The sequence below is a fragment of the Streptomyces sp. NPDC058469 genome, assembly GCF_042721125.1.
In the GTDB taxonomy this organism is placed as follows: domain Bacteria; phylum Actinomycetota; class Actinomycetes; order Streptomycetales; family Streptomycetaceae; genus Streptomyces.
This window is the reverse complement of sequence record NZ_JBHXME010000011.1, coordinates 51,843-71,387: the sequence shown is the minus strand read 5'-3', so window position 1 is coordinate 71,387 and position 19,545 is coordinate 51,843. Positions and strand designations below refer to the sequence as shown.

The 19,545-nt window shown below is 55.8% G+C and carries 22 protein-coding genes; 20 read left to right on the top strand and 2 right to left on the bottom strand.

Annotation, left to right across the window (positions count from 1 at the left end):
- The first annotated feature begins 20 nt into the window (after nt 1–20).
- The 6 genes from ACFWP5_RS08900 to ACFWP5_RS08875 all read left to right on the top strand — a co-directional run bounded on the left by ACFWP5_RS08900 (nt 21) and on the right by ACFWP5_RS08875 (nt 3,166).
- Nucleotides 21–362: a hypothetical protein gene (locus tag ACFWP5_RS08900; RefSeq protein ID WP_384152504.1), complete on the top strand. Its 342-nt coding sequence runs from the start codon at nt 21–23 to the stop codon at nt 360–362.
- A 358-nt stretch (nt 363–720) separates the two neighbouring features.
- On the top strand, nt 721–1,095 hold the full coding sequence (locus tag ACFWP5_RS08895) for a hypothetical protein (protein WP_384152502.1): 375 nt from the start codon (nt 721–723) through the stop codon (nt 1,093–1,095).
- Between the two features lie 104 nt (nt 1,096–1,199).
- On the top strand, nt 1,200–1,451 hold the full coding sequence (locus ACFWP5_RS08890) for a hypothetical protein (protein ID WP_384152499.1): 252 nt from the start codon (nt 1,200–1,202) through the stop codon (nt 1,449–1,451).
- A 324-nt stretch (nt 1,452–1,775) separates the two neighbouring features.
- Nucleotides 1,776–2,174, top strand: a complete 399-nt coding sequence (locus ACFWP5_RS08885; RefSeq protein ID WP_384152496.1) for a hypothetical protein — start codon at nt 1,776–1,778, stop codon at nt 2,172–2,174.
- 39 nt (nt 2,175–2,213) lie between these two features.
- Nucleotides 2,214–2,648 (top strand): Lsr2 family protein, encoded by a 435-nt coding sequence (locus ACFWP5_RS08880; protein WP_384152493.1) that lies wholly within the window; start codon nt 2,214–2,216, stop codon nt 2,646–2,648.
- 122 nt (nt 2,649–2,770) lie between these two features.
- Nucleotides 2,771–3,166 carry an Lsr2 family protein gene (locus ACFWP5_RS08875; RefSeq protein ID WP_384152490.1) on the top strand — a complete coding sequence of 132 codons (396 nt, stop codon included), beginning with the start codon at nt 2,771–2,773 and terminating at the stop codon, nt 3,164–3,166.
- Nucleotides 3,167–3,238: 72 nt separating this feature from the next.
- On the opposite strand, the gene ACFWP5_RS08870 is transcribed toward ACFWP5_RS08875, so the two are convergent.
- Both ACFWP5_RS08870 and ACFWP5_RS08865 read right to left on the bottom strand, forming a co-directional pair.
- Nucleotides 3,239–3,436, bottom strand: a complete 198-nt coding sequence (locus ACFWP5_RS08870; protein WP_384152487.1) for a DUF397 domain-containing protein — start codon at nt 3,434–3,436, stop codon at nt 3,239–3,241.
- Nucleotides 3,433–4,272, bottom strand: a complete 840-nt coding sequence (locus tag ACFWP5_RS08865) for a helix-turn-helix domain-containing protein (protein ID WP_384152484.1) — start codon at nt 4,270–4,272, stop codon at nt 3,433–3,435. The genes ACFWP5_RS08870 and ACFWP5_RS08865 overlap by 4 nt, the downstream gene beginning before the upstream one ends.
- 143 nt (nt 4,273–4,415) lie before the next feature.
- Here ACFWP5_RS08865 and ACFWP5_RS08860 point away from each other — a divergent pair, with 143 nt between their 5' ends.
- The 14 genes from ACFWP5_RS08860 to ACFWP5_RS08795 all read left to right on the top strand — a co-directional run bounded on the left by ACFWP5_RS08860 (nt 4,416) and on the right by ACFWP5_RS08795 (nt 19,288).
- Nucleotides 4,416–4,943, top strand: coding sequence for an ATP-binding protein (locus ACFWP5_RS08860; protein WP_384152481.1), 528 nt, complete (start codon nt 4,416–4,418; stop codon nt 4,941–4,943).
- Nucleotides 4,936–5,361 carry a hypothetical protein gene (locus tag ACFWP5_RS08855; protein ID WP_384152478.1) on the top strand — a complete coding sequence of 142 codons (426 nt, stop codon included), beginning with the start codon at nt 4,936–4,938 and terminating at the stop codon, nt 5,359–5,361. Before ACFWP5_RS08860 ends, ACFWP5_RS08855 begins: the two co-directional genes overlap by 8 nt.
- A gap of 1,180 nt (nt 5,362–6,541) precedes the next feature.
- Nucleotides 6,542–7,036: a terminase small subunit gene (locus ACFWP5_RS08850; RefSeq protein ID WP_384152475.1), complete on the top strand. Its 495-nt coding sequence runs from the start codon at nt 6,542–6,544 to the stop codon at nt 7,034–7,036.
- Nucleotides 7,002–8,534, top strand: coding sequence for a hypothetical protein (locus ACFWP5_RS08845; protein ID WP_384152472.1), 1,533 nt, complete (start codon nt 7,002–7,004; stop codon nt 8,532–8,534). The genes ACFWP5_RS08850 and ACFWP5_RS08845 overlap by 35 nt, the downstream gene beginning before the upstream one ends.
- A gap of 16 nt (nt 8,535–8,550) precedes the next feature.
- On the top strand, nt 8,551–9,918 hold the full coding sequence (locus ACFWP5_RS08840; protein ID WP_384152469.1) for a DUF935 family protein: 1,368 nt from the start codon (nt 8,551–8,553) through the stop codon (nt 9,916–9,918).
- Nucleotides 9,899–10,687 (top strand): phage minor head protein, encoded by a 789-nt coding sequence (locus tag ACFWP5_RS08835; protein WP_384152466.1) that lies wholly within the window; start codon nt 9,899–9,901, stop codon nt 10,685–10,687. The genes ACFWP5_RS08840 and ACFWP5_RS08835 overlap by 20 nt, the downstream gene beginning before the upstream one ends.
- A 97-nt stretch (nt 10,688–10,784) precedes the next feature.
- The gene (locus ACFWP5_RS08830) at nt 10,785–11,999 is read left to right on the top strand and encodes a phage protease (RefSeq protein WP_384152626.1); all 1,215 of its coding nucleotides are present in this window, start codon (nt 10,785–10,787) and stop codon (nt 11,997–11,999) included.
- 2 nt (nt 12,000–12,001) lie between these two features.
- A complete protein-coding gene (locus ACFWP5_RS08825; RefSeq protein ID WP_384152463.1) occupies nt 12,002–12,379 on the top strand; it encodes a hypothetical protein in 378 nt (125 codons plus the stop codon).
- A 13-nt stretch (nt 12,380–12,392) separates the two neighbouring features.
- Nucleotides 12,393–13,328 (top strand): hypothetical protein, encoded by a 936-nt coding sequence (locus tag ACFWP5_RS08820; RefSeq protein ID WP_384152460.1) that lies wholly within the window; start codon nt 12,393–12,395, stop codon nt 13,326–13,328.
- A gap of 12 nt (nt 13,329–13,340) precedes the next feature.
- A complete protein-coding gene (locus ACFWP5_RS08815) occupies nt 13,341–13,964 on the top strand; it encodes a hypothetical protein (protein ID WP_384152457.1) in 624 nt (207 codons plus the stop codon).
- 8 nt (nt 13,965–13,972) lie between these two features.
- Nucleotides 13,973–14,425, top strand: a complete 453-nt coding sequence (locus tag ACFWP5_RS08810) for an SAP domain-containing protein (protein ID WP_384152454.1) — start codon at nt 13,973–13,975, stop codon at nt 14,423–14,425.
- Nucleotides 14,426–14,428: 3 nt separating this feature from the next.
- Complete coding sequence (locus ACFWP5_RS08805; protein WP_384152451.1) at nt 14,429–14,782, top strand: hypothetical protein; 354 nt, start codon at nt 14,429–14,431, stop codon at nt 14,780–14,782.
- Between the two features lie 1,120 nt (nt 14,783–15,902).
- Nucleotides 15,903–17,912 (top strand): hypothetical protein, encoded by a 2,010-nt coding sequence (locus ACFWP5_RS08800; RefSeq protein ID WP_384152448.1) that lies wholly within the window; start codon nt 15,903–15,905, stop codon nt 17,910–17,912.
- Entirely contained in the window at nt 17,909–19,288 is a 1,380-nt protein-coding gene (locus ACFWP5_RS08795) for a hypothetical protein (RefSeq protein WP_384152445.1), read from the top strand. Before ACFWP5_RS08800 ends, ACFWP5_RS08795 begins: the two co-directional genes overlap by 4 nt.
- Nucleotides 19,289–19,545 lie beyond the last annotated feature (257 nt).

Genomic DNA, 19,545 nt, shown 5'->3' with positions numbered 1-19,545 from the left:
GCGTCGGGAAAGCAGCACCTATGCGGATGTTCAACTGCCGCGATTGTGACGGCACCGGCATACAGCCCACAGAGAGCTTTGAAGACCAGCTCTACACCGAACTTCACGATGTTTCCGCACTAGTTGGTGACACTTCCCGTGAGGGCCGTGAATGGTTAGCCCGCGTGCAATCGCTTATCCAAGCCACCACAGACCAGAGAGTAGCTGAAGCCCGCATCGATGAACTTACCGGCATGGAAATGGCCAGCGTGAGAATCCTGCATAAAGACGGCTTCCGTTCATGCATAGACGTTGATGTGGTCAGCCGCCGTAAAGCGAAGCTAGCCGCCAGCCTCACTAAGAAAGAAGGAGACAAGTCATGAAGACGAAAAAGCCAATGGTAAAAGCGCACAAGCCCCTGTTCCCCCGCTTCATATCCGAATGGTTATGCCGTAGACGTGGCCATTGGCCGCAGAAACATGCCCGACTAGTCTGTGTGCGCTGCGGAGATTACCTAAGTGTAGATGGGCCGATTGACCGTAACTATGAGGGGGACAGGTAAATGGACGACACCGCTATCACCGAGGAGCCAAGGGGCTTACGCATTTGGGGCGGTCTATCTAGGGATAACATTGCACTGCCGTTCTCAATCAGCTACATGACTGGCGGTGGGTACTTATACGTGGGTCTGCACGTGCTGTGCTTCATGGTCGCGTTTAACTACTCGCCCAAGGAGCAGGTGTGACCGGCGAAGAACGCTGGGCTCTCCTCCAGAAGAAGCCTGTAGCTAAGAAGACCCCCAAGCCAATCAAGCAGGTTGGCAAGGTAGGTGAAGCACGAGCCGCGGACCGCAAGGCCAAGCTCAAGGCTGAGCCGGCCAACCACCAAGGCTTGCGCCAGTGTTACATCGGCCTAGAGTGGACTGAGAACGTAATCAATGAACACGTCATCGACGCTAGCTCCCGACCTGATCTCCGGCATAACCCCGATAACCACCGTTATGCTTGTAATCCACATAACCTAGCCAAGAAGAACGGCACACTAACTAAAACACAGCAGATGCGCGTAGCTACGGCCGTCGAGGAAGTCTTGGAGGCAACCAATATGGGGTCATAGGTGCCAGAAAACACGGTGTTTCACTTGACTGCAAAGATTAGTTGTTGACTGATTGACCTTAAGACCTCCTGCGGGCCAGTAGGCCCGTAACTAAAGGAGGCACTATGCCAGACGAAACATCAGCAGAGCGTGAACTAACTTATGGTGAGAAGGCTGTTGGACTGACGTTCAACCCATCGGGCAACGAAACCGTTCAGGCCATCAAGGTGGCTTTCGCAGCTGCCATTGATGTGATTCAAGAAGAACGCCTTAAGGACACAACAGCGAGCGAAAAGGGTGCGATGCTTACGCTCGCGATCCGTGAGGCGCAAGCAGCTCAGATGTGGGCGGTCAAGGCCGCTACCTGGAAGAGCTAGTCAGCTCAGATCAAAGAACCCTCGGCACTATCGGGGGTTCTTTTCTATGTCGCCTAATACTGCCTCCAATATACATTGGGCGACCCGAACAAGCTGCTTCTCGCTCAAATCATTGACGACTCGGCCGCACTCTTGTGTGACCGAGTTTTTCTATTGCTCGGCTGATATGCAGCTATGCCATGTCGTCCCGTGGGTTGTAAATAGCGTTCGGTGTCACCTTTGACAAACAGGGCTAACGATTAGATTCTATCGAAACTTGACGCTCTTAAGCCATTGCTTCAATATAGGACGGGTTGGTTCATTCACAACGACTAAGGCAGCTGTATGGTCAGCCACACGGTTCTGCTCATAAAGGTATTTCCGACGTGCTTTCAGTACGAGACCGTCGACAACGTGGTCACTCGATGCCCTAAGTCATCAACGAACGTGTTGGTACTGGGGGGCGTCTTCCACTTCTACTGCGACGATCACATAAAGCACTTCGTCGGAGTGCTTCTGTCCTTCATCTCGGAGCAAGCGCTGATAGCGAAGGGCAGCCCGAAATGCGAGTACATCGGGGTCATCCCCGGTTCGGAAGAGTTGTACCAATGCCCGTTCGCCGCAATATGGCTCGTTGGATGCGACGAGGCCGAGGTGAAGTGTTGCCACCCACACAAAGACGACTTCCTCAAGGACGAGCCCGGCGCACGGGTTGAACGTCTGGATAGGAACGACCCTTTCTGATCCCGAGGCATAAGCCTCCCAATCCCATAGGGGACCAGCATGGCACGCAAGGTAGTCCAGATCGATGACCTCGATCCGGAGCAGGAGGCCGAGCGCACACTGACGTTTGGCTGGAACGGCGACTACAGGGAGATTGACCTCTCAACGGAGAACATCAAGAAGTTCGCCGATGCGATGGCTCCGTTCTTCAAGGCTTCGCGGCCGATCGACCCCAAGACCGGTCAACGCCGCTTCGCCAACGGAAGCAACGGTCAAGGCGTTCTCTCCTACGGTGACTTCGAGCCGAGTGAGGTACGAGCATGGGCAGCTGACAACGGCGTCGAGGTGAGCGATAAGGGGAGGATTCCCCAGGACATCGTGAACCAGTGGCAGTCCGCCATGAAGAAGAAGGCCGAGGAAGAAGCCGCCGCTAAGGCTGCTCCCGCCCCGGCGACCCCGCCGCCCCCGGCCAAGGCCGGAGCAACATCGAAGTGATCGTCAGATCGCTTCTCTACCCCTGACATAGTCGGGGGGCTTTTTCTTTGCTACTCGACTAGCTATTGCTCCGCTTATGAGTAAGCTTCTCCTTGCAACTCCCGTACGAGCAAGGGGGCCTGGTGGCCAAGAAGACCGTAGTCATAGACGACCTCGATGGGACCGACGGCGCCGAGACCATGACCTTTGGTCTGGACGACAAGCGGTACAGCATCGACCTGGGCGAGAAGAATGGCAAGAAGCTCCGCGAGTTCCTGGCTAAGTACATCGAGGTGGCTGAAGAGATCGAGGAGCCGGCGCCTACGATGAAGGTGACTGGTCCGCGTAAGGCAACCAGTGATTACGACCCGGCCGCGGTACGTCAGTGGGCGACTGAGAACGGCATTGAGGTCAACCTCAAGGGGCGGGTGCCGGAAGCCATCATCAGTCAGTGGCGGCAGGCTACGGCCCCCAAGGAGGAGCCTGAGTCGGAAGACAAGACGACGCCGGCGGATGCGGAAGAGAAGGCGACCGCCTAAGGTTCAAGACGGCTAGACCCCCGACAGGACACAGCCTGTCGGGGGTCTAGTGTTTCCTACTGTCACGAACTACTACAGGTCGAACTCCCCTGCCTGTACTCCGCTCTTGAACGTGGCCCACTCTCCGGGGGTGAAGACCAGCACCGCACCATCAGGGTTCTTGCTGTCGCGCATAGCGACAGCTCCAATCACAAACGCCACTTCGACGCAGTCACCGTTCGCTTGACTTGCCGAAGCCTTAGTCCACTTTGCTTCGCTGAGGTCTATCATTCCCTTACCAGCTTCTTCATGAGCGCCTGCGTCTGCGGGACGCTAAGCGCGGCGGCCCTTAGGTTATCGAAGATGAGTCCATACCGCTCTATGTCGCCCTCGCGGTCTGGATAGGGGTCGCTACTGCTTTCCAGATAGACGACGTCCGGATCAGCTGGATGTACATACTTGAGGATGTTGAACGCTCCTACAAGTGTTCCGTGATGCGCCCCGGCCGAGAACGGGATTACTTGGATGATGATGTTGTCTTGGTCGCCCAGCTTTAAGAGATGTTCGAGCTGAGCCTTCATCACTTCCTTACCGCCGACCTCTCGGCGCAGTGCGGCTTCGTCCAGCACTGCCCTAAGCTCCAAAGGCTCTGGCTTAGCAAGGACAGCTTGGCGTTGCATACGGACCTCTAGACGTGTTTCTAGAGCATCGTCCGTCAGGCCATTCATAGTGGCTTGGTTGATGGCCCTGGCGTAGTCCTCTGTCTGCAAGAGGCCGGGGATCACATGCTGATAGGTCAGCAGGGTCGTGGCTTCTGCCTCAAGACCGATGTACGTGGAGTACGGGATATCGCTGTAGAGCTGCCACCATCCCTTCCGCTTGGCTTCGCGGTTGAGTCGGTTCAGCTCGTCCTGGCGTTCTTTGTCCGCCACGCCGTACAGCTCGATCAGCCGTGCTAGGTCTCCGGCTGTGACCGGAGACCGTCCCAGCTCGATGCGCGACAGCTTGGAGTTGGACCACGTCAACTGTCGGGCTGCTTCGTCACCCTTGAGTCCAGCGGCCTCCCTGAGCGCACGAAGTTCCAGGCCAAGCCGCCTGCGGCGCACCACTGGGCTTGTCGTCGTCATGGCTACCAGTGTCGTCACAATCCGTCGTCGTAGCAAGCGCCCGTGGGATTGCATGAGGAGACGGTATTGCATGGATCTGTGGTTGTGGAGCAGACTCGTGCAACAACGTAACAACCATCCCCGACCCAGGGGGCAAGACCGCAATGAACCAACCCCCACCTCCCAGCAGTCGGTTGGAGTTGATCTGTGAAGAGTCGTCCGTTCGTTGGGCACGCGTACACACGCGCGATGTGCTGAGCAAGTGGTCGGTACCTGACTCGGTCCTCCAGGACGTGGTCCTGGTGGTCTCCGAGCTGTCGACCAATGCCGTCAAGCACACCCGGCGACCTGCGACTTTGCCGCAGATGCCTGCACCGGCTCCGCTCAAGTTCGTCTTAACGCTCTGGTTCATGCCGGAGTACGTCATGGTCTACGTCTACGACCAGGACAGAACGCCGCCTGCTATCCGCAGGGCTAACCCTGATGCCGACGGCGGCCGTGGGCTGGCCCTGGTAGAGCAGCTGACTAGTGAGTGGGGCTACATCTACCCGACTCCCTACTCGGGCAAGGCCGTGTACGCCAAGGTCCTGATGCCCGGCAACCCACTGCCAACTGACCTACCGGCAGCGGAAGTGCCTCTGCCTCGCGGTCGGAACCTGTACATAGTGCGTGAGGGATTGAGCTATGCCTGAGCCCAAGCAAGTCGGTCTCTGGAGGCCGCTGGAGAACGGCTACCTGTGCCAGTTCCTCTATCTGACTGGCACCCGGCAGAAGGTGACGCCGGTCTACGTCTCCTACCGCGTAGTCGCGTCACCGTTCGAGGGACTGCGCTGGCTGCACGAGGTCATGGCCCCTCTGCCGCAGACCAACAAGGGCAACTACTTCGAGCGGCGCGGCTACTGGTGCATCAAGGACGAGCTCCAGGACGTCATAGAGGTCGTTGAGCTCGGTGGCCGGTGGTGGTCTACCTCGTTCAACGTCCTGCGGGGTCAAGTGCAGATCGTCGTCAGTCCTGTGCCTGTACTCCCGCTTGTCCCGCCGGATAGCAACGTCCGCCGGCCTCCGTTGGCTAACCCGCCATCCCTCACCGCGGCAAGGGACATCCCGTAGGGAGAACAACTCCATAAGCGAAGCCCCCGAGGGATTTGAGTCTGACTCTTCCTCGGGGGCTTCTTTGTGTTCATAGGCTGGTTCAGAGCAGGGCGGCACATAGCGCTGGTGGTCATCTAACACCTCACGGAGGGAACTTGTCCTCGACGCTTAGCCCTGAATCAGCCTATGAACCTGTCAACGATCTGCCAGTATATCGGCGGCTAACTCTGGTATCTCCTTAGCGAGTCCGGACCAAAAGAGACTAGCTACACTAACCTTCTCGCCGTTGTTGCGCGTTCGGGCTATCTCGTCAATCTTGGCCTTAAGGCTCGGACTTGGCGTGAGGTGAACGTGCCCCTTGGCTTTGCGCTTACCCATTACGTCTGGCCTCCTTAGCCTGATGACTTAGCCAGGCGCTAAAGACAGTCTTAGCGCTTTTGACGAAGTGGGCTCGTGATCGCGGCTGTATGACGACGTTACGACCTTGCTCCCAGCACTCCAGTAGCAGTACCTCGTTGGGTCTTGGTCGACGACCTAGGAATTGCTCGGCAAACTCTATGAGGTTGATGTCTCGCTTAGCCATGGGGATGCTCCGCACAGGCTGGCGCACTACCCGGGGTCGCACCATGAACCTCGACAACGATGAGATCAGGCGCGAGGTGATACATGCATGAGTACGTCTTGGATCCGGTACCGGCTTGTAGTTCCACGCTAGGGACGAACGGCGCCGGTGTTGGCTCGACGGTAGGCGTGGGCTCTGTGGCCGTTGCTGTGGCGCTAGGAGCGTTGGCAGCCACGGCGCCGGCGGATGGGTTACCTACCAGGGCAACGCTTATCTCAGGGCTCGTAGATGGCTCAGGTGTAGGAGCGGCATCCGTGTTAGTCGTGACCTCAACGGACGGCCGAGGGGTTGCTGTCTCTTGGTCGGCCTTACCAGTGCCGGTGAGATTAAAACTTCCGGTGACTAGAACAGCGGCGGAGACGGCTAGAGTTATGACCTGTTTCTTCATGGGGTGGTTCCTGTTTAACGCTACTCACCTCGTCTTCGATTATCTAAAGGAGGGTGCATTCAGATAATCGAAGACCAAGCGGGTAACTGCTTTGATGATACGCGTAATGATCATCAATTGCAACACCCCTATGGCTATTTAGATGATCAATGCCGTACTATGCAAATAGATAAGCAAGGAAGAGCGCAATGCCAGGTGGACGACCGACAAACTATTCATCAGAGATGGTTGACCTGGCGGCGAAGTACCTTAAGGGCTGCAAAGATTCGTATAAGCTCGTTAGTGGAACACAGACCACTGACGAGCGCATAGAAGAAAAAGACGGCGAGAAGGTGACGACTGTCCGTACTTCTAGTCGTAAGGCGCGCGAGCTACACGTTAAGTTGCCCAGCATCGAGGGCCTTGCTTTATATCTGCACATCCGGCGTTCTACAGTCTATGACTGGCAGAAAGCACACTCAGAGTTTTCCGACATTGTCGAGGAGATTTTGACGACCCAGGCCGAGCGTCTGCTTAACGGCGGGGCCTCGGGGCGCTATAACCATTCGATCTCTAAGCTCATCCTAACCAAGCATGGTTACGTGGATAAAGTTGAAACACGCGAGGTCGAAGACTGGGATGACTTAGTAAACAAGGCCGACGAAACCAATGCCGACAGCGGAACAAGCCAAGAAGGTAACTGAAGCCTGCCGCCGGTCTCCGCGCTTCTTTCTGATTGATTACATAGGCGCCGACCCCTGGTATAAGCAGCTCGACATCATCGAGAGCGTCAGGGACAACCGCGTTACTACTGTCCGGTCATGCCACGGCATCGGCAAGAGTTGGATAGCGGCCCGTACCGCGGCTTGGTTCCTCTTGGCCTACCCAAACTCGGTAGTGGTCACTACGGCTCCCACCGGACGCCAGGTCAAAGAGATCCTTTGGCGTGAGTTCCGTGTGGCAGTCCGCAAGTCTAAATACCGCTTTCCTGGCAAGACGCTCACCCAACAGCACGAGATATCAGAGAAATGGTATGCGGTAGGGGTAAGCGCCAAAGATCCTGACGCCTTCCAAGGTTTCCACGCTGATCACATCCTTGTCATCGTGGACGAAGCGGCCGGTGTAGCCGAGCCCATTTTTGAGGCAGTGGACGCTCTTGTCACCAGTACCAACGGCCGTGTGCTCTACATCGGCAACCCGACCAGCGTCGGCGGGACGTTCAAGGAAAGCCACCGCTCGCACCTGACAAACAAGATTCATGTGTCGGTCTGGATGACACCCAACTTCACCGTCAACGGGATAGCCAAGTGCACAGATCCAGGGTGTGAACGGCCATTCCATCCGGCCGAGGCAGTAGTAGAAGCCATTGAGAGCGGGCGAGAACTCAAGGTAGCCAACCCGCACTTGGTCTCCCCCATGTGGGTCTATGAGCGCATCTTCAAGTGGGGGATAGGGACGCCTCTTTGGGATGCTCGTGTAGAGGGAGAGTTCCCGTGTACGAGTATGAGTTCGCTGATACCACTGAACCTCGTTGAGGCGGCTATGACCGAAGAACGCCACAACGAGGTGGCCGTAGGCTCCTCTTGCTTTGGCATCGACGTAGCCGGCCCCGGCGCCGACAAGAGCGCTATCTATCATCGCAAGGGTCAAAAGGGGGAGTCTATCCGCTCTTACCACACGCCTGACACCACCACCCTTAACGACGACATCGAGCAACTCAACCCCTCGGATCACTTGACCCATGTGGTGATTGAGGCGGCGGGTATTGGTATCCCGGTGTACGACCACGCGTTACGTCGAGCGAGGGAGAAGCCGGGCACGCTGCATAAGATCCTTGCTTTCCGGCCATCAGGAGCCCCGACTGTCAAGGACCCGATGCCCGGTCAAGAGGACTTCGTTAATCAGCGAGACGAAATGTGGTGGAAGGTTAGCCGCATGTTTGTCAATGGCACCATTGCTATACCTGAGGACGATGAGCTAGTAGCAGAGCTATCCGCGCTTGAGTGGAGCGATCAGGGCGGCAAGATTAAGGTGGAGAAGAAGGAAGACTTTAGAAAGCGGCTCGGCCGGTCACCGGACAAGGCAGACGCATTGATGATTTCGTACGCTGCAGTCGGGGTTCAGAACGTACTCCAGTTAGAAGAAATACCCTACACCACCCCCGACACATATACGGCTGGCTTGCTCGGTAAAGAGTTTTAAGCGCATAATGGCGGCAATGGATACAGAAGCCCAGAAGATAGAGGCCGCCGCAAAGACCGCCGCTCAATACGGTGAGCTTGGTCGTTCCGGCACGCTTATCTTCAGCGGCATCATCACTGGTGAGGAGTACAGCTCTGATCTTACTGGGCATCAGGCTGTAGTCGTTTACGACAAGATGCGTCGTGGTGATGCGACTGTTCGGGCTTCATTAGCTGCCTGCTATCTGCCGATTGAGCAGGCTCAATGGGAGTTCGACGCTGCTAGTGACGACCCTATAGACCAAGACGTTGCCGAGTTCTGCGACGAGGTTTTCATCAAGGGGCTCAACTGGCACGGCTTTATCTCGGAAGCCTTGACATTCTTGCCGTTTGGCTTCTCGGTCTTCGAGATGGTCTTTGGTATGAAGAAGGTCAACGGCAAGGATCGCATCGTCATCACTAAGTTAGCTTTCCGCAAGCAGAAGACTATCTACAAGTGGACCAGTGATAAGTACGGCGAGGGCATCACGCAGATGATCGCGGATGGTTCCACTCCCGAGATCCCCTGGAGCAAGCTCGTCGTCTTCACTAACCAGAAGGAAGGTGATAACCACGAAGGCATTAGCGTTCTTCGGTCGGCCTATAAGCATTGGTTTATCAAGGACACGCTCTACCAGATTGACTCAGTAGCACACGAGCGTCATGCCCTGGGCGTAATTGACATCACCGAGCCAGAGCAGGCAGACGACAAGGACCGGCAGAAGCTCATTACGGGGGCTCGCAACCTCCGCGCCAATGCTCAGTCTTACGTCAATCACAAGGTTGGCTGGACCGTTGGCTTCATGGACATGAAGGCTGGCACGCTGCGCGACATGAAACCGAGCATTGACCACCATGACCGACAGATAGCCAAGAACACATTGACACAGTTCCTGGAGCTTGGCTCTAACAGCTCGGGTAGCCGTTCGTTGAGCGAAGACCACAGTGCATTCTTCACCTTGGCCGAGAAGTCAACAGCTCAGATCATCATCGATACTTTGATGCAGACAGCCGTTAAGACAGTCGTAGACCTTAACTTCACTGTGGACAAATACCCGCAACTTAAGGCTACTGGCCTCGATGACCAGAACATCACTCTGTTCTCTGATGCGTACGAGAAGATCGTAGGAGCTGGCGGTATCGTCCCCACCGACGAGGATGAGAACTTCCTCCGTAGCACGTTAGGTATGGCCGACAAGGCCGAGGGCGCCACTGGTCGCAAGCCAACGGACAAGGCCAAACCTAAGGCTGACGTCAAGAAGGAAACGGCTCCGGTACCCGAGGACAAGACCAAGGCAGCCATCGTCCGTGCCAACCAGCTCTACGACGAGCTGACCGAGGCCCACCGTGCACAGCGAGCTGCTTGACGCCCGTGAGCGTCTGGGCGTAGTCATCCGTGCCTCAGACGACTGGGAGGACGACTACCGGGCAGACCCGGCAGCGTTCAAGCAGCTAGTCAAAGCTGAGAGAGCGTTAGAGCGCAGTGTACTGACCTACCTTGGCGGCTTAGCTGACCGGGTGCCGGCGCTCGTCCAATGGCACCAGCTATCTATTAGGGCTGCCGCGGACCCTCAGGTCATAGACCCGAACGATCCCCGCCTCCAGGAGGAGAAGACCGAGTTCTTTCGTCAGATGTACGACGGCATAGAGAGCCTGGTCTTGCTCGGTGGTCTGTCGGGTGAGTACCTGTATGGCGTGCAGCTCGGGCTCAACCCGGCCAACACTCTAATCCTCGATGCTGCCCGCTCTCATACGGGCACGCTCATCAAGGAGATCACGGCAACCAACCTCAGGTTGATCCGGCAGTCCATCGGTACAAGCATCGAGCTAGGCGAGGACGGTAGCGCCACCATCGACCGCGTACAGAAGGTCATAGCCAACCCTGTCCGGTCAGAGATGATCGCTCGTACTGAGACGGTCAATGCGTATCAAATTGGGCTTGAACAGTTCGCCCACCTGACTAATGCAGTGTCTAAGACCTGGCAAGCAAAGCAGGCCGGCGCCTGCCGTGTGTGTGCGCCTTTGAATGATGTAACTGTGGCCATAGATGAATCATTCGCCACCCTACTCGGTCCCAGGATACGACCGACTGCTCACCCTCGATGTCGCTGTGGTCTGCGCTATAACTATAAATAAGATTGACAAGCGTATTCGCTAAGCCGCAATATAAAACAAAGAACGCCGGGCAAGCGGCGTCCTGGGTTAATCATAAGGGACGCACGTCTTGCCAGCAATGAAGGTCAGCCAGCCGATTGAGCTTAAGGCATCCGCACAGGGTGGCCAGGCTGCTGAGTTGCCGACAGAGATTCAGGTTGTCCGTCCTGGTGTGTGGAAGACCCCCAACCATGGCGATTTCACCATTGCCGATAGCGATCTAGTACAGGCTGCTGAGAACTTTCAGAAGTTCTTCAAGGCCAAGGGTCGTCAAGCCCCCATCGATTATGACCACAACGACGTCACCAAGGGTGCCGCTGGTTGGATTAAAGACGTCTACGTCAAGGCCGGCGAAGGTCTATGGGCAAGCGTCGAATGGACGGACATCGCGGCTCAACAACTGAAGAATCGGGTTTTTCGGTACCTCTCACCCGAGTACTACTTCAAGGGCTGGGAGAATCCCGAAGTCAAGGGCGAGTTTCACGACAACGTCCTATCTGGTTTTGCTGTCACCAATCACCCGTTATTCAAAGACCTGCACCCGCTCGTCGCGAATGAGCAGGGTGGTAAGGGTCAGATGTTCATTTATGTTAAAGGAGACGACCGTATGAAGTTAGAAGATGTACGCAAAAAGGCTCTCGCTGACTTGACCAAAGAAGAGAAAGACTTCTTGGCTAAGAACAAGGCTGAGCTGACTGACGCCGAGCGCAAGACGTTCGAGTTGGGTGAGACGGAGGCAGAAGCTAAAGCTGCCAAGGAAGCAGCTGACAAAGTTGCGGCCGAGAAGGAAGCTGCTGATAAGGCAGTAGCCGGTAAAGCCGCTGCTGATGCTGCCGCCGAGGCCGCCAAGGTCGAGGGTTCAGTCAAGATCAGTGCTAGCGAACTGAGCGCACTGAAGGCCGCCGCGGCTCGTGGTATTGAGGCTGCCGACAAGTTGGAGAAGAACGAAGCTACGGCTTTGGTTAAGGGCCATGTCGGGCGCGGCGCTATCAAGAGCGACGAGGCTGAAGAGGCTGTTTCTATCCTCCTGGCTTCTGCTCCTGCTCTCCGTACCCGACTTGAGATATTCCTAGGCAAGTTGCCAGACAACGAACTGCTCAAGGGTAGTGAGCTAGGCAACGGCGGCGAAGGTTCCGCCAATGCTGAGGCAGCTGCAGCCGAGATGAGCAAACTCGCTGAAGAGCGTGCAGCCAAGGAAAAGATCAGCTTCGGCCAAGCCATGAAGCTTGTTGCTAGCGAGAAGTCTGAGCTGGCCAAACTGGCAACCGTAGTAACTAAGAGCGAGGACAACTAGCAATGACTACCTTTGTAAACGGTAATCACCGCAGCGCGCCGGCTGGCGCTGACCTATCAGCCAAGCAGTATTACATCGTGAAGCAATCAAGCGGTAACACCGTTCTGGCTTCTGCCGCGACTGACAAAATCACCGGTGTCTTGATGAACTCTCCGGTAAGCGGCGAGTTGGCACAGACCTGGCTCCGTTCCGCCGCTGGAACTCTAAAAGTCGTCCTAGGTGGCACCGTCACAGAAGGCGCTGCTGTTACTTCAGACGGCAGCGGCAAGGGAATTGCTACCACTACACCAGGTGACCAGATCCTCGGTTACAAGATGGGCTCTGGTAGCAACATAGCCGGTGACATCGTCGAATTAATGCCCTCAACAGCTAAGTACTAAGGAGTATCGTTAAATGCCGCAGTTAAAAGACTTACGCCGTAATCCGATACTGACCAACATATCGAAGGCGTTTCGTAATGATCAAGCTAACTACATCGGGATGTCGTTGCTACCTGAGTTACCAGTAGCAGAAGACGCCGGTTTCTACTACGTCTATGACAAGTCTGGTATGAAGGTCGTTGAGACCCGCATCACGCCCAACGTCAAGGCGTCCGTAGCTGAAGTAGAGCGCAACCTGAGCAAGGTGCCCTATGGCCCCCTGGAGAAGCAGGCCCTCGACGAGTTCCTGAGCGATGATGAAATTAAGCGCTCCAAGGATCCGTTGAACGCTCGCATCGACACCACCGAGAACGTCACTGACGTCTTCTTGCTAGCCAAGGAAGCTAAGGCCGCCGCTCTCTTGAGTAGCACCAGCGTCCTGACTCAGAACACGACTCTGTCCGGTACCTCTCAGTGGAGTGACTTCGGTAACTCCAATCCGTTCAATGACATCCGCGTCGCTAAGAACTCAGTGAAGGCCAACGGCCTTCGTCGGGTCAACACTGCTTGGATGAGCTTTGAAGTCTGGTCCATCATTGAAAACCACCCTGACTTCCTGGACCGCATCAAGTGGAGTGAGCGCGGCATCATGACGCCCGAGATCTTCGCTTCTCTGATCGGTGTGAAGCAGATCCTCATTGGCGACGCTGCCAAGAACACCGCCGTAGATGGTCAGACTGATGTCCTAGCTTCCGTCTGGGGCAAGCACTTCGGCTTGGCTTACATCGAGGCTCGTCCGGGCTTGAAGCAACTGTCATTGGGTTACACCCTGCAGTTAGAAGACGGTCGCGGTATGGAAACCATCGACAGCCGCAAAGAGATGGGTGAGTACGAGCGCATTAGCGACTACTACCTGCAGTACGTCATGACTCCGGAAGTCGCCTACTCAATCCAAAACGCAGTAGCTTAAGGAGGCCCTCAAATGATGAACAAACAAGCTGGCCGACAGGTCATCGATAATCTGCAGTCTGCCAACGGAGCGATCCGTCGGCAGGCGTGGACAGACGTTCTCGTTGATACGGCCAAGACCTATGTGAAAGCTGCGGTAGCCACCTCGGCTTCGCTAGTCACCACGACAACGACCTTTACGCATCAGCCTGACTTCCCTCGCAACATCGTGATCACACCTGGTGGCACGACCGCAGATGTTCCCGCCGGCGACATCACTGTCTCTGGTACAAACATCCGCGACGAGGTGATTAGCGAAGTGTTCACACTGACCGCTAACCAGACGGCTGCCTCGACCGGCTCGAAGGCTTTCAAGACTCTGACGAGTGTTGTCTTCCCGATCCAGGACGGCGCCGCGGCAACCTATGACCTCGGTCTAGGAGTCAAGCTCGGGCTCGACCGCAAGCTCACTGAAGCATCTGTCATTGATGCTTACGTGGGTGGCGTACGCGAGGCTACGTTCCCGACTGTGGCCATTAGCTCCTCTGCCATCGAGAGCAACACTATGTCCACCAACACAGCACCTAACGACACCCGCGACTTCTCTGTCTTCTTCATTACGACTGAGAAGACCCTCGCGGCTGGCACCACAGCTTAAGGAGCAACATGCAAGTTAAAGCAACACGCAACGTAAACCATGATGGCACCCTCTACACCGAGGGAACCCTCTTTGAAGTCAACGAAGCAGACGGCCAGGCGCTCGTAGAGGTCGGTGCTGCTGTCCAGGTCGAAGTAGCAAAGCCAGTTGTATCTCAAGGTCCGTCTTACGACGAACTCAAGGCTCGTGCTAAAGAGTTAGGACTTGCGGCCAACGGTAGCCGTGATGCTCTAATTGAGCGCATTGCGGAAGCCGAAGATGCCAACGCAGCCAAGGAAGCTGAGGACGAGGCCGATGCACAGGCGGCCGAGGAAGAGGCAGCAGCTAAAGCTGCTCAAGACTTAGTCGACGCTCAAAGCTCTAAGAAGCCGTCTGACGCTCCTGAAAACAAGGACGGTGAGTCAGGCCAGTCTGCCGACAGGACACAGCCTGAGGGCGACGGCAGCAAGTCTGAGGTGTAAGCCATGGGCAAGTTCCGTATTCAGCGCGTCAAGGCTTCTCTGACGATCCTTAACACCACGACTACGATCGTAAGTGCTGCCATTCCATTGAATGGCCTCTTACGGGGCATCATCGTGGCGGCACCGGATCTATCCAGTACCAACACCTACGCAGCCACGGTTAAGGACGTAGACGGTTACACGGTCTACACCAAGGCTGCCCTCGTGAAGAACACGACGACTGCAGCGTTCATCGACGCTAATAACCAGCCGTTGCAATTGCCCCTTTCGGGTGACCACACCATTACCCTCACATCGAGTGGTACTGAAGGAGCTGATCGCGTATTTAGTGTTACGCTACTAATAGATCGAGGATAACCACATGGCGGATAACGTCCCCGTACATACAGAGGTTGGTGCCACAATCGCCACCGATGAGATCGGGGGCGTTCACCACCAAAAAGTGAAGCTGGAGTACGGCGGCGCCGACTCAGCCACGCCGGTAGATGCGAACAATCCTCTACCGGTAACGCAATCATCTCAGCCGCTACCTACGGGTGCGGCTACCTCTGCTAATCAGGCTTCTGAGCTGAGCGCATTAGCCGCTATCGTCACCGCGTTGGGCCTTACCCTCACGGTAGACGCGTCCGGCCACACCATAACCATCTCAGATGGTGGTGGGTCCATCACTATCGACGCTGCCGCATTGCCATTGCCTACTGGGGCCTCGACTTCGGTTAAGCAAGACACCGGCAATACGTCTCTCGCGTCCATAGACACGAAGCTAAGCAGTACGGCTACAGAAGCCACGCTCGCCGGTATCAAGACGGGTACCGACAAAATCCCGTCCGCGCCGGCTCAGGAACACACCGCCGCGGCTTCGCCTACTTCTACGCGCCTGTCTAACGGCACTGCCTTCATCACGCCCACGACCCCGAGCGACACTCAGCCAGTTAGCGCCGCGAGTCTTCCTCTGCCCACTGGTGCCGCCTCGGAGGCGACGCTATCCACTACTAACACTGAGATTGGTTCTACGTCTGAGACTGCCCCGGCGGGCGATACGGCAACGTCTGGCCTTAACGGTCGGCTTCAGCGGATCGCTCAACGTTTCTCAACTCTCATCTCGTTACTACCCAGTTCCATTGGCCAGAAGACCAAGGCTGGCTCTCTTTCCGTGACTGTGGCCAGTGACCAGGATGCACTACCGGTGTCGGGTTCCCTCACGGCTAATCCCACGCTGCCAACAGCGGGTTTTGACAACACTACAACTGTGGCTGTGACGAGCACGGCAATTCAACTTGCGAGCCAAGCTCTGACCAAAGGCATTCTAATCCAAGCCCTGAGTGGTAATGCAGGCGTGGTCAAGGTTGGCTTCAGTAGCTCTCCCAACCAGGAGCTCATAGCGGGGCAGTCAATATCAGTACCTATCAGCAACGCCAACAAGCTCTGGGTTAATGGCACAGCGGGCGATGGCGTGTGTTGGGCAGGGGTATAGGAAATGGATACCCTGATACCACTTGCTAGTACTCCTCCAACGCTTGACGCGACCTCGACCCGCAAAGGCAAGGTTCAGCTTGCTGGCGACTTAGCGGGCACAGCTGCTAGCCCAATGGTGAAGTCACGTACTCACGCATCGGTTATTGGTGCGACTACCGGTGACTTCCCGGTCTCGAACTATACGGCGACGCTATCAAAATCTGCTTTTGACCAAGCCTTAGAGGCTGCCATGGCTGCCGGTGACCTGGTCTTCATCCGCAATAACGCCACTGCCTACACGACACGGCAGGGCGTCGCCGCCAACGACAACAAGCACATCATTGGTGAGTCCAAAACTGGCGTCACGGTACAGATGGAGAATGGGCGCAACGTCTCTATGGTGATTAGTGGCAAGCCCTCTGGCCTTATCAGTGGGTTCAGGCTAAGCAATGTCACGTTGGACCACAACGGAATTAACCAGACGGCCGGCGGGGGCATCGTCATTGCGGGTATCCAGGACTCTATATTTGAGAACGTAGACGTCATCAACTCGTTCCGGTTCTGTGTCTTAATCCAAGGGTTCACTCCCGCAGCAAACTTAACCGGCACAATCACGCTCACCAATGGCTCGGAGGTCGTTAGTGGTAGCGGGACGAGCTTTACTACTGAGCTGGCAGCCGGTTCGATTATCAAAGAGCCGACCACGGGTGAGTTTGCCCGAGTAGTCAGTGTCATTTCTAACACCTCACTCCGTCTTACCCGGCCATGGTCTTTCGCAACGCAGACCGGCGTGACTTACAAGCTCATTGCGCCGAACACGCGGAACCACTTCCTAAATGTCCGAGCATTCGGCACTATAGATGCTCGTGACAACATGGGCTTTGGTCTCTCGGACTACTCAGTCGTAGAGCGATGTTACTCGACTGCCGCGAATGGCGCTGGCTGCGGTTTTGTACCGGACCACAGCCGTGGAATGCGCTTTACAGACTGCCTGGCAGCGAACAACGGTAACGCTGGCTTCAGTTACGAGACATGCGAAGATATGGAGACGATCAACTGTATCTCCTTCGGTGCCGTAACCGGTAACGGCTTCCAGCTAATCAGTGGTGGTGTCAACTCTAAATTCACTAACTGCATTGCCTTCAGCAACACCTCTCACGGTTTTGCGGTCAACAATAACAATGCTAGCTACCCTGTCCCGCTGCGTAACACCTTCACGAACATCACCGCTTACGAAAATGGTGGCTACGGTGTACGTGTCGACGGCGCCCATGAAACCTATGTGCGTGGAGATCTCTTCAATAACGCGCTTGGTGGGTATATCCAGAACACCGCAAACTCTGTTGTGCCCGCTAATACCATACTGGACAAAGTGCGGTGCTATGACGACCGCACCACTAAGGTTCAGGCCCGCGGTATCTGGCTAGTCACCGGTACTAATGCTTTGGTTCTTTTCCCTCGCTCAGCTGATGCAGACAACGTTACGGCCGGCATCACTGATACTGCTACCAACACCAACATCCTCTATGCCGACAACGGTAATATTGGTATCGGAAATAAGGCTCCGATCAATAAATTGAATCTCAACACACCGGCCACTGCTGATGCCTTAGCACAGCTCATGCTCTACACCGGGGGCAACTCTAATAAGGGATTGGTGGTCCAGGCTACCGCCAGCCAAAGCGGTAACCTCATGGAGTTTCAGAGCTCGGCCGGTAACCCGTTTGTGGCCATGACGTCGGGCGGATTGATGCGTGGACCCTTGACGTCCTCGTTATCGACTCCTGCTTACTCGTTCTTCTCAGACTCCGATACCGGCATGACTCGGCCTTCTGGCTCGGCTAACACACTCGACCTGATCACGGGAGGCAATGTACGACTGGAACTCAGCGATGCAGGATTCATCGACGTAAAAACCCAGAAGATAAGCAACGTCGTTGATCCGACCAGCGCCCAGGACGCAGCAACCAAGGCATACACCGACACTAAAGCATCGAAAGGGTTCGCCATTGGTATGGCGGCAGCATTATGAAACAGATAATCAAGAACTACAGCTTTAGCGCTTCGGGTAAGACCGTCACGCTGACCGACTTCGGCACCATTCGATTAGATCGCTTGCAACTTATCATCGACACAACGACGAATAAGATCCTCTACAACTTCGCTGATAGCACTGTCACGACAGCTACCGTGGCCACGAACGTAATTACCCTGGCAGCCCTCCAGGGCGGTGAAGCTGATACCGACAAGCTCCAGATCATCTACGACGTGGTTTCAGGTGATCCGGTCTATGACGGCGGCCAGCGCACAATGGCGAACTCCGCGCCCGTAGCGATAGCTAGTGATCAGGGTGCAGTTCCTATTTCTGCGGCGTCACTTCCCATCCCTACAGGGGCAGCCACAAGCGCGAACCAGGCCACGGGTAACGCCTCTTTATCGAGCATTGACGGCAAAATTGTCGCCCCCAAGACAGATGACTACGACACCGGAGCCGGGACGGATACCGTCCAATCAATCGGTATAGCTCTGCCGGGTGCTGGCGGTCACGTCGTTGGTGGTACAGCGAGCAACCCAGTTAGAACGGATACCACTGGCACGACTACTCAACCGGTGTCAGGCTCAGTCACAGCCAACGCTGGCACCAACCTCAACACTTCTGCCTTAGCACTGGAGTCAGGTGGTAACCTCGCTGCTATTGCTGGAGCTGTTAAGGCCGAAGACGCGGCACATTCAAGTGGAGATGCAGGAATTCAAGTACTGACGAAGCGTACCGATACTGCCGCTTCGTCTGCTGGAACCGATGGTGACTATGCTTCGTTGAATACAGATAACACTGGACGTCTGTGGACTCGTATCGGCGCCACTGATTCACTAACACCTGGAACCGCGGCGACTAACCTTGGTAAGGCTGAGGACGCGGCGCATACCTCAGGTGATGTTGGAACGATGGCATTAGCCGTTCGTGAATCTACTCCGACTGATCTTTCGGCTGGCAATACTGATGGGGACTACGAGCCACTTCAAGTGGGGCGCGATGGTGGTCTATGGGTTGCTGGTATAGCGGCTCCTAAGGGTGGCTGGACTCCAGCCACCGGCTCTATTGGAGCTACTAAGACCGACATTGGTACTGCCAATACGGCCGGACAAGTTGGCGGATGGTATATCTACAACCCCAACGCATCGGTTGCCTATGTCCAGTTCTTCAACGCACAGGCATCGGCCGTAACCCTGGGAACTACTGCCCCTGTCTATTCCTTACCACTCCCCGCCGGCGCCGCCGCTAACGTGGGTCCCGGTATGGTAGGCATAAACCATTCGACAGCCATTTCCATTGCTGTTACGACAACCCGTGCAGGTAGTACAGGCCCAGTGAGCACGGTTGATTACAATCTCTGGTATAAGCAGTAATGTCTTTTCTTCGCCTTACGGGGCAGGACAACAAGGGGACCGCTAGCACTAGTTCAGTATCAGTCTCTTATCCTGGCGCTACCACGCTGGGTAACCTTCTCATTGCTACGGTCTATAACAATAATTCCAGTGCGCCGACTATCACGGGATGGACCGGGTTGACGACGGGCATCAATCTGAATACAGCCAAGATGGGGATGTTTTATAAGATAGCAGATGGCACAGAGACATCCATCACGGCCAATGCTACAAGCGCA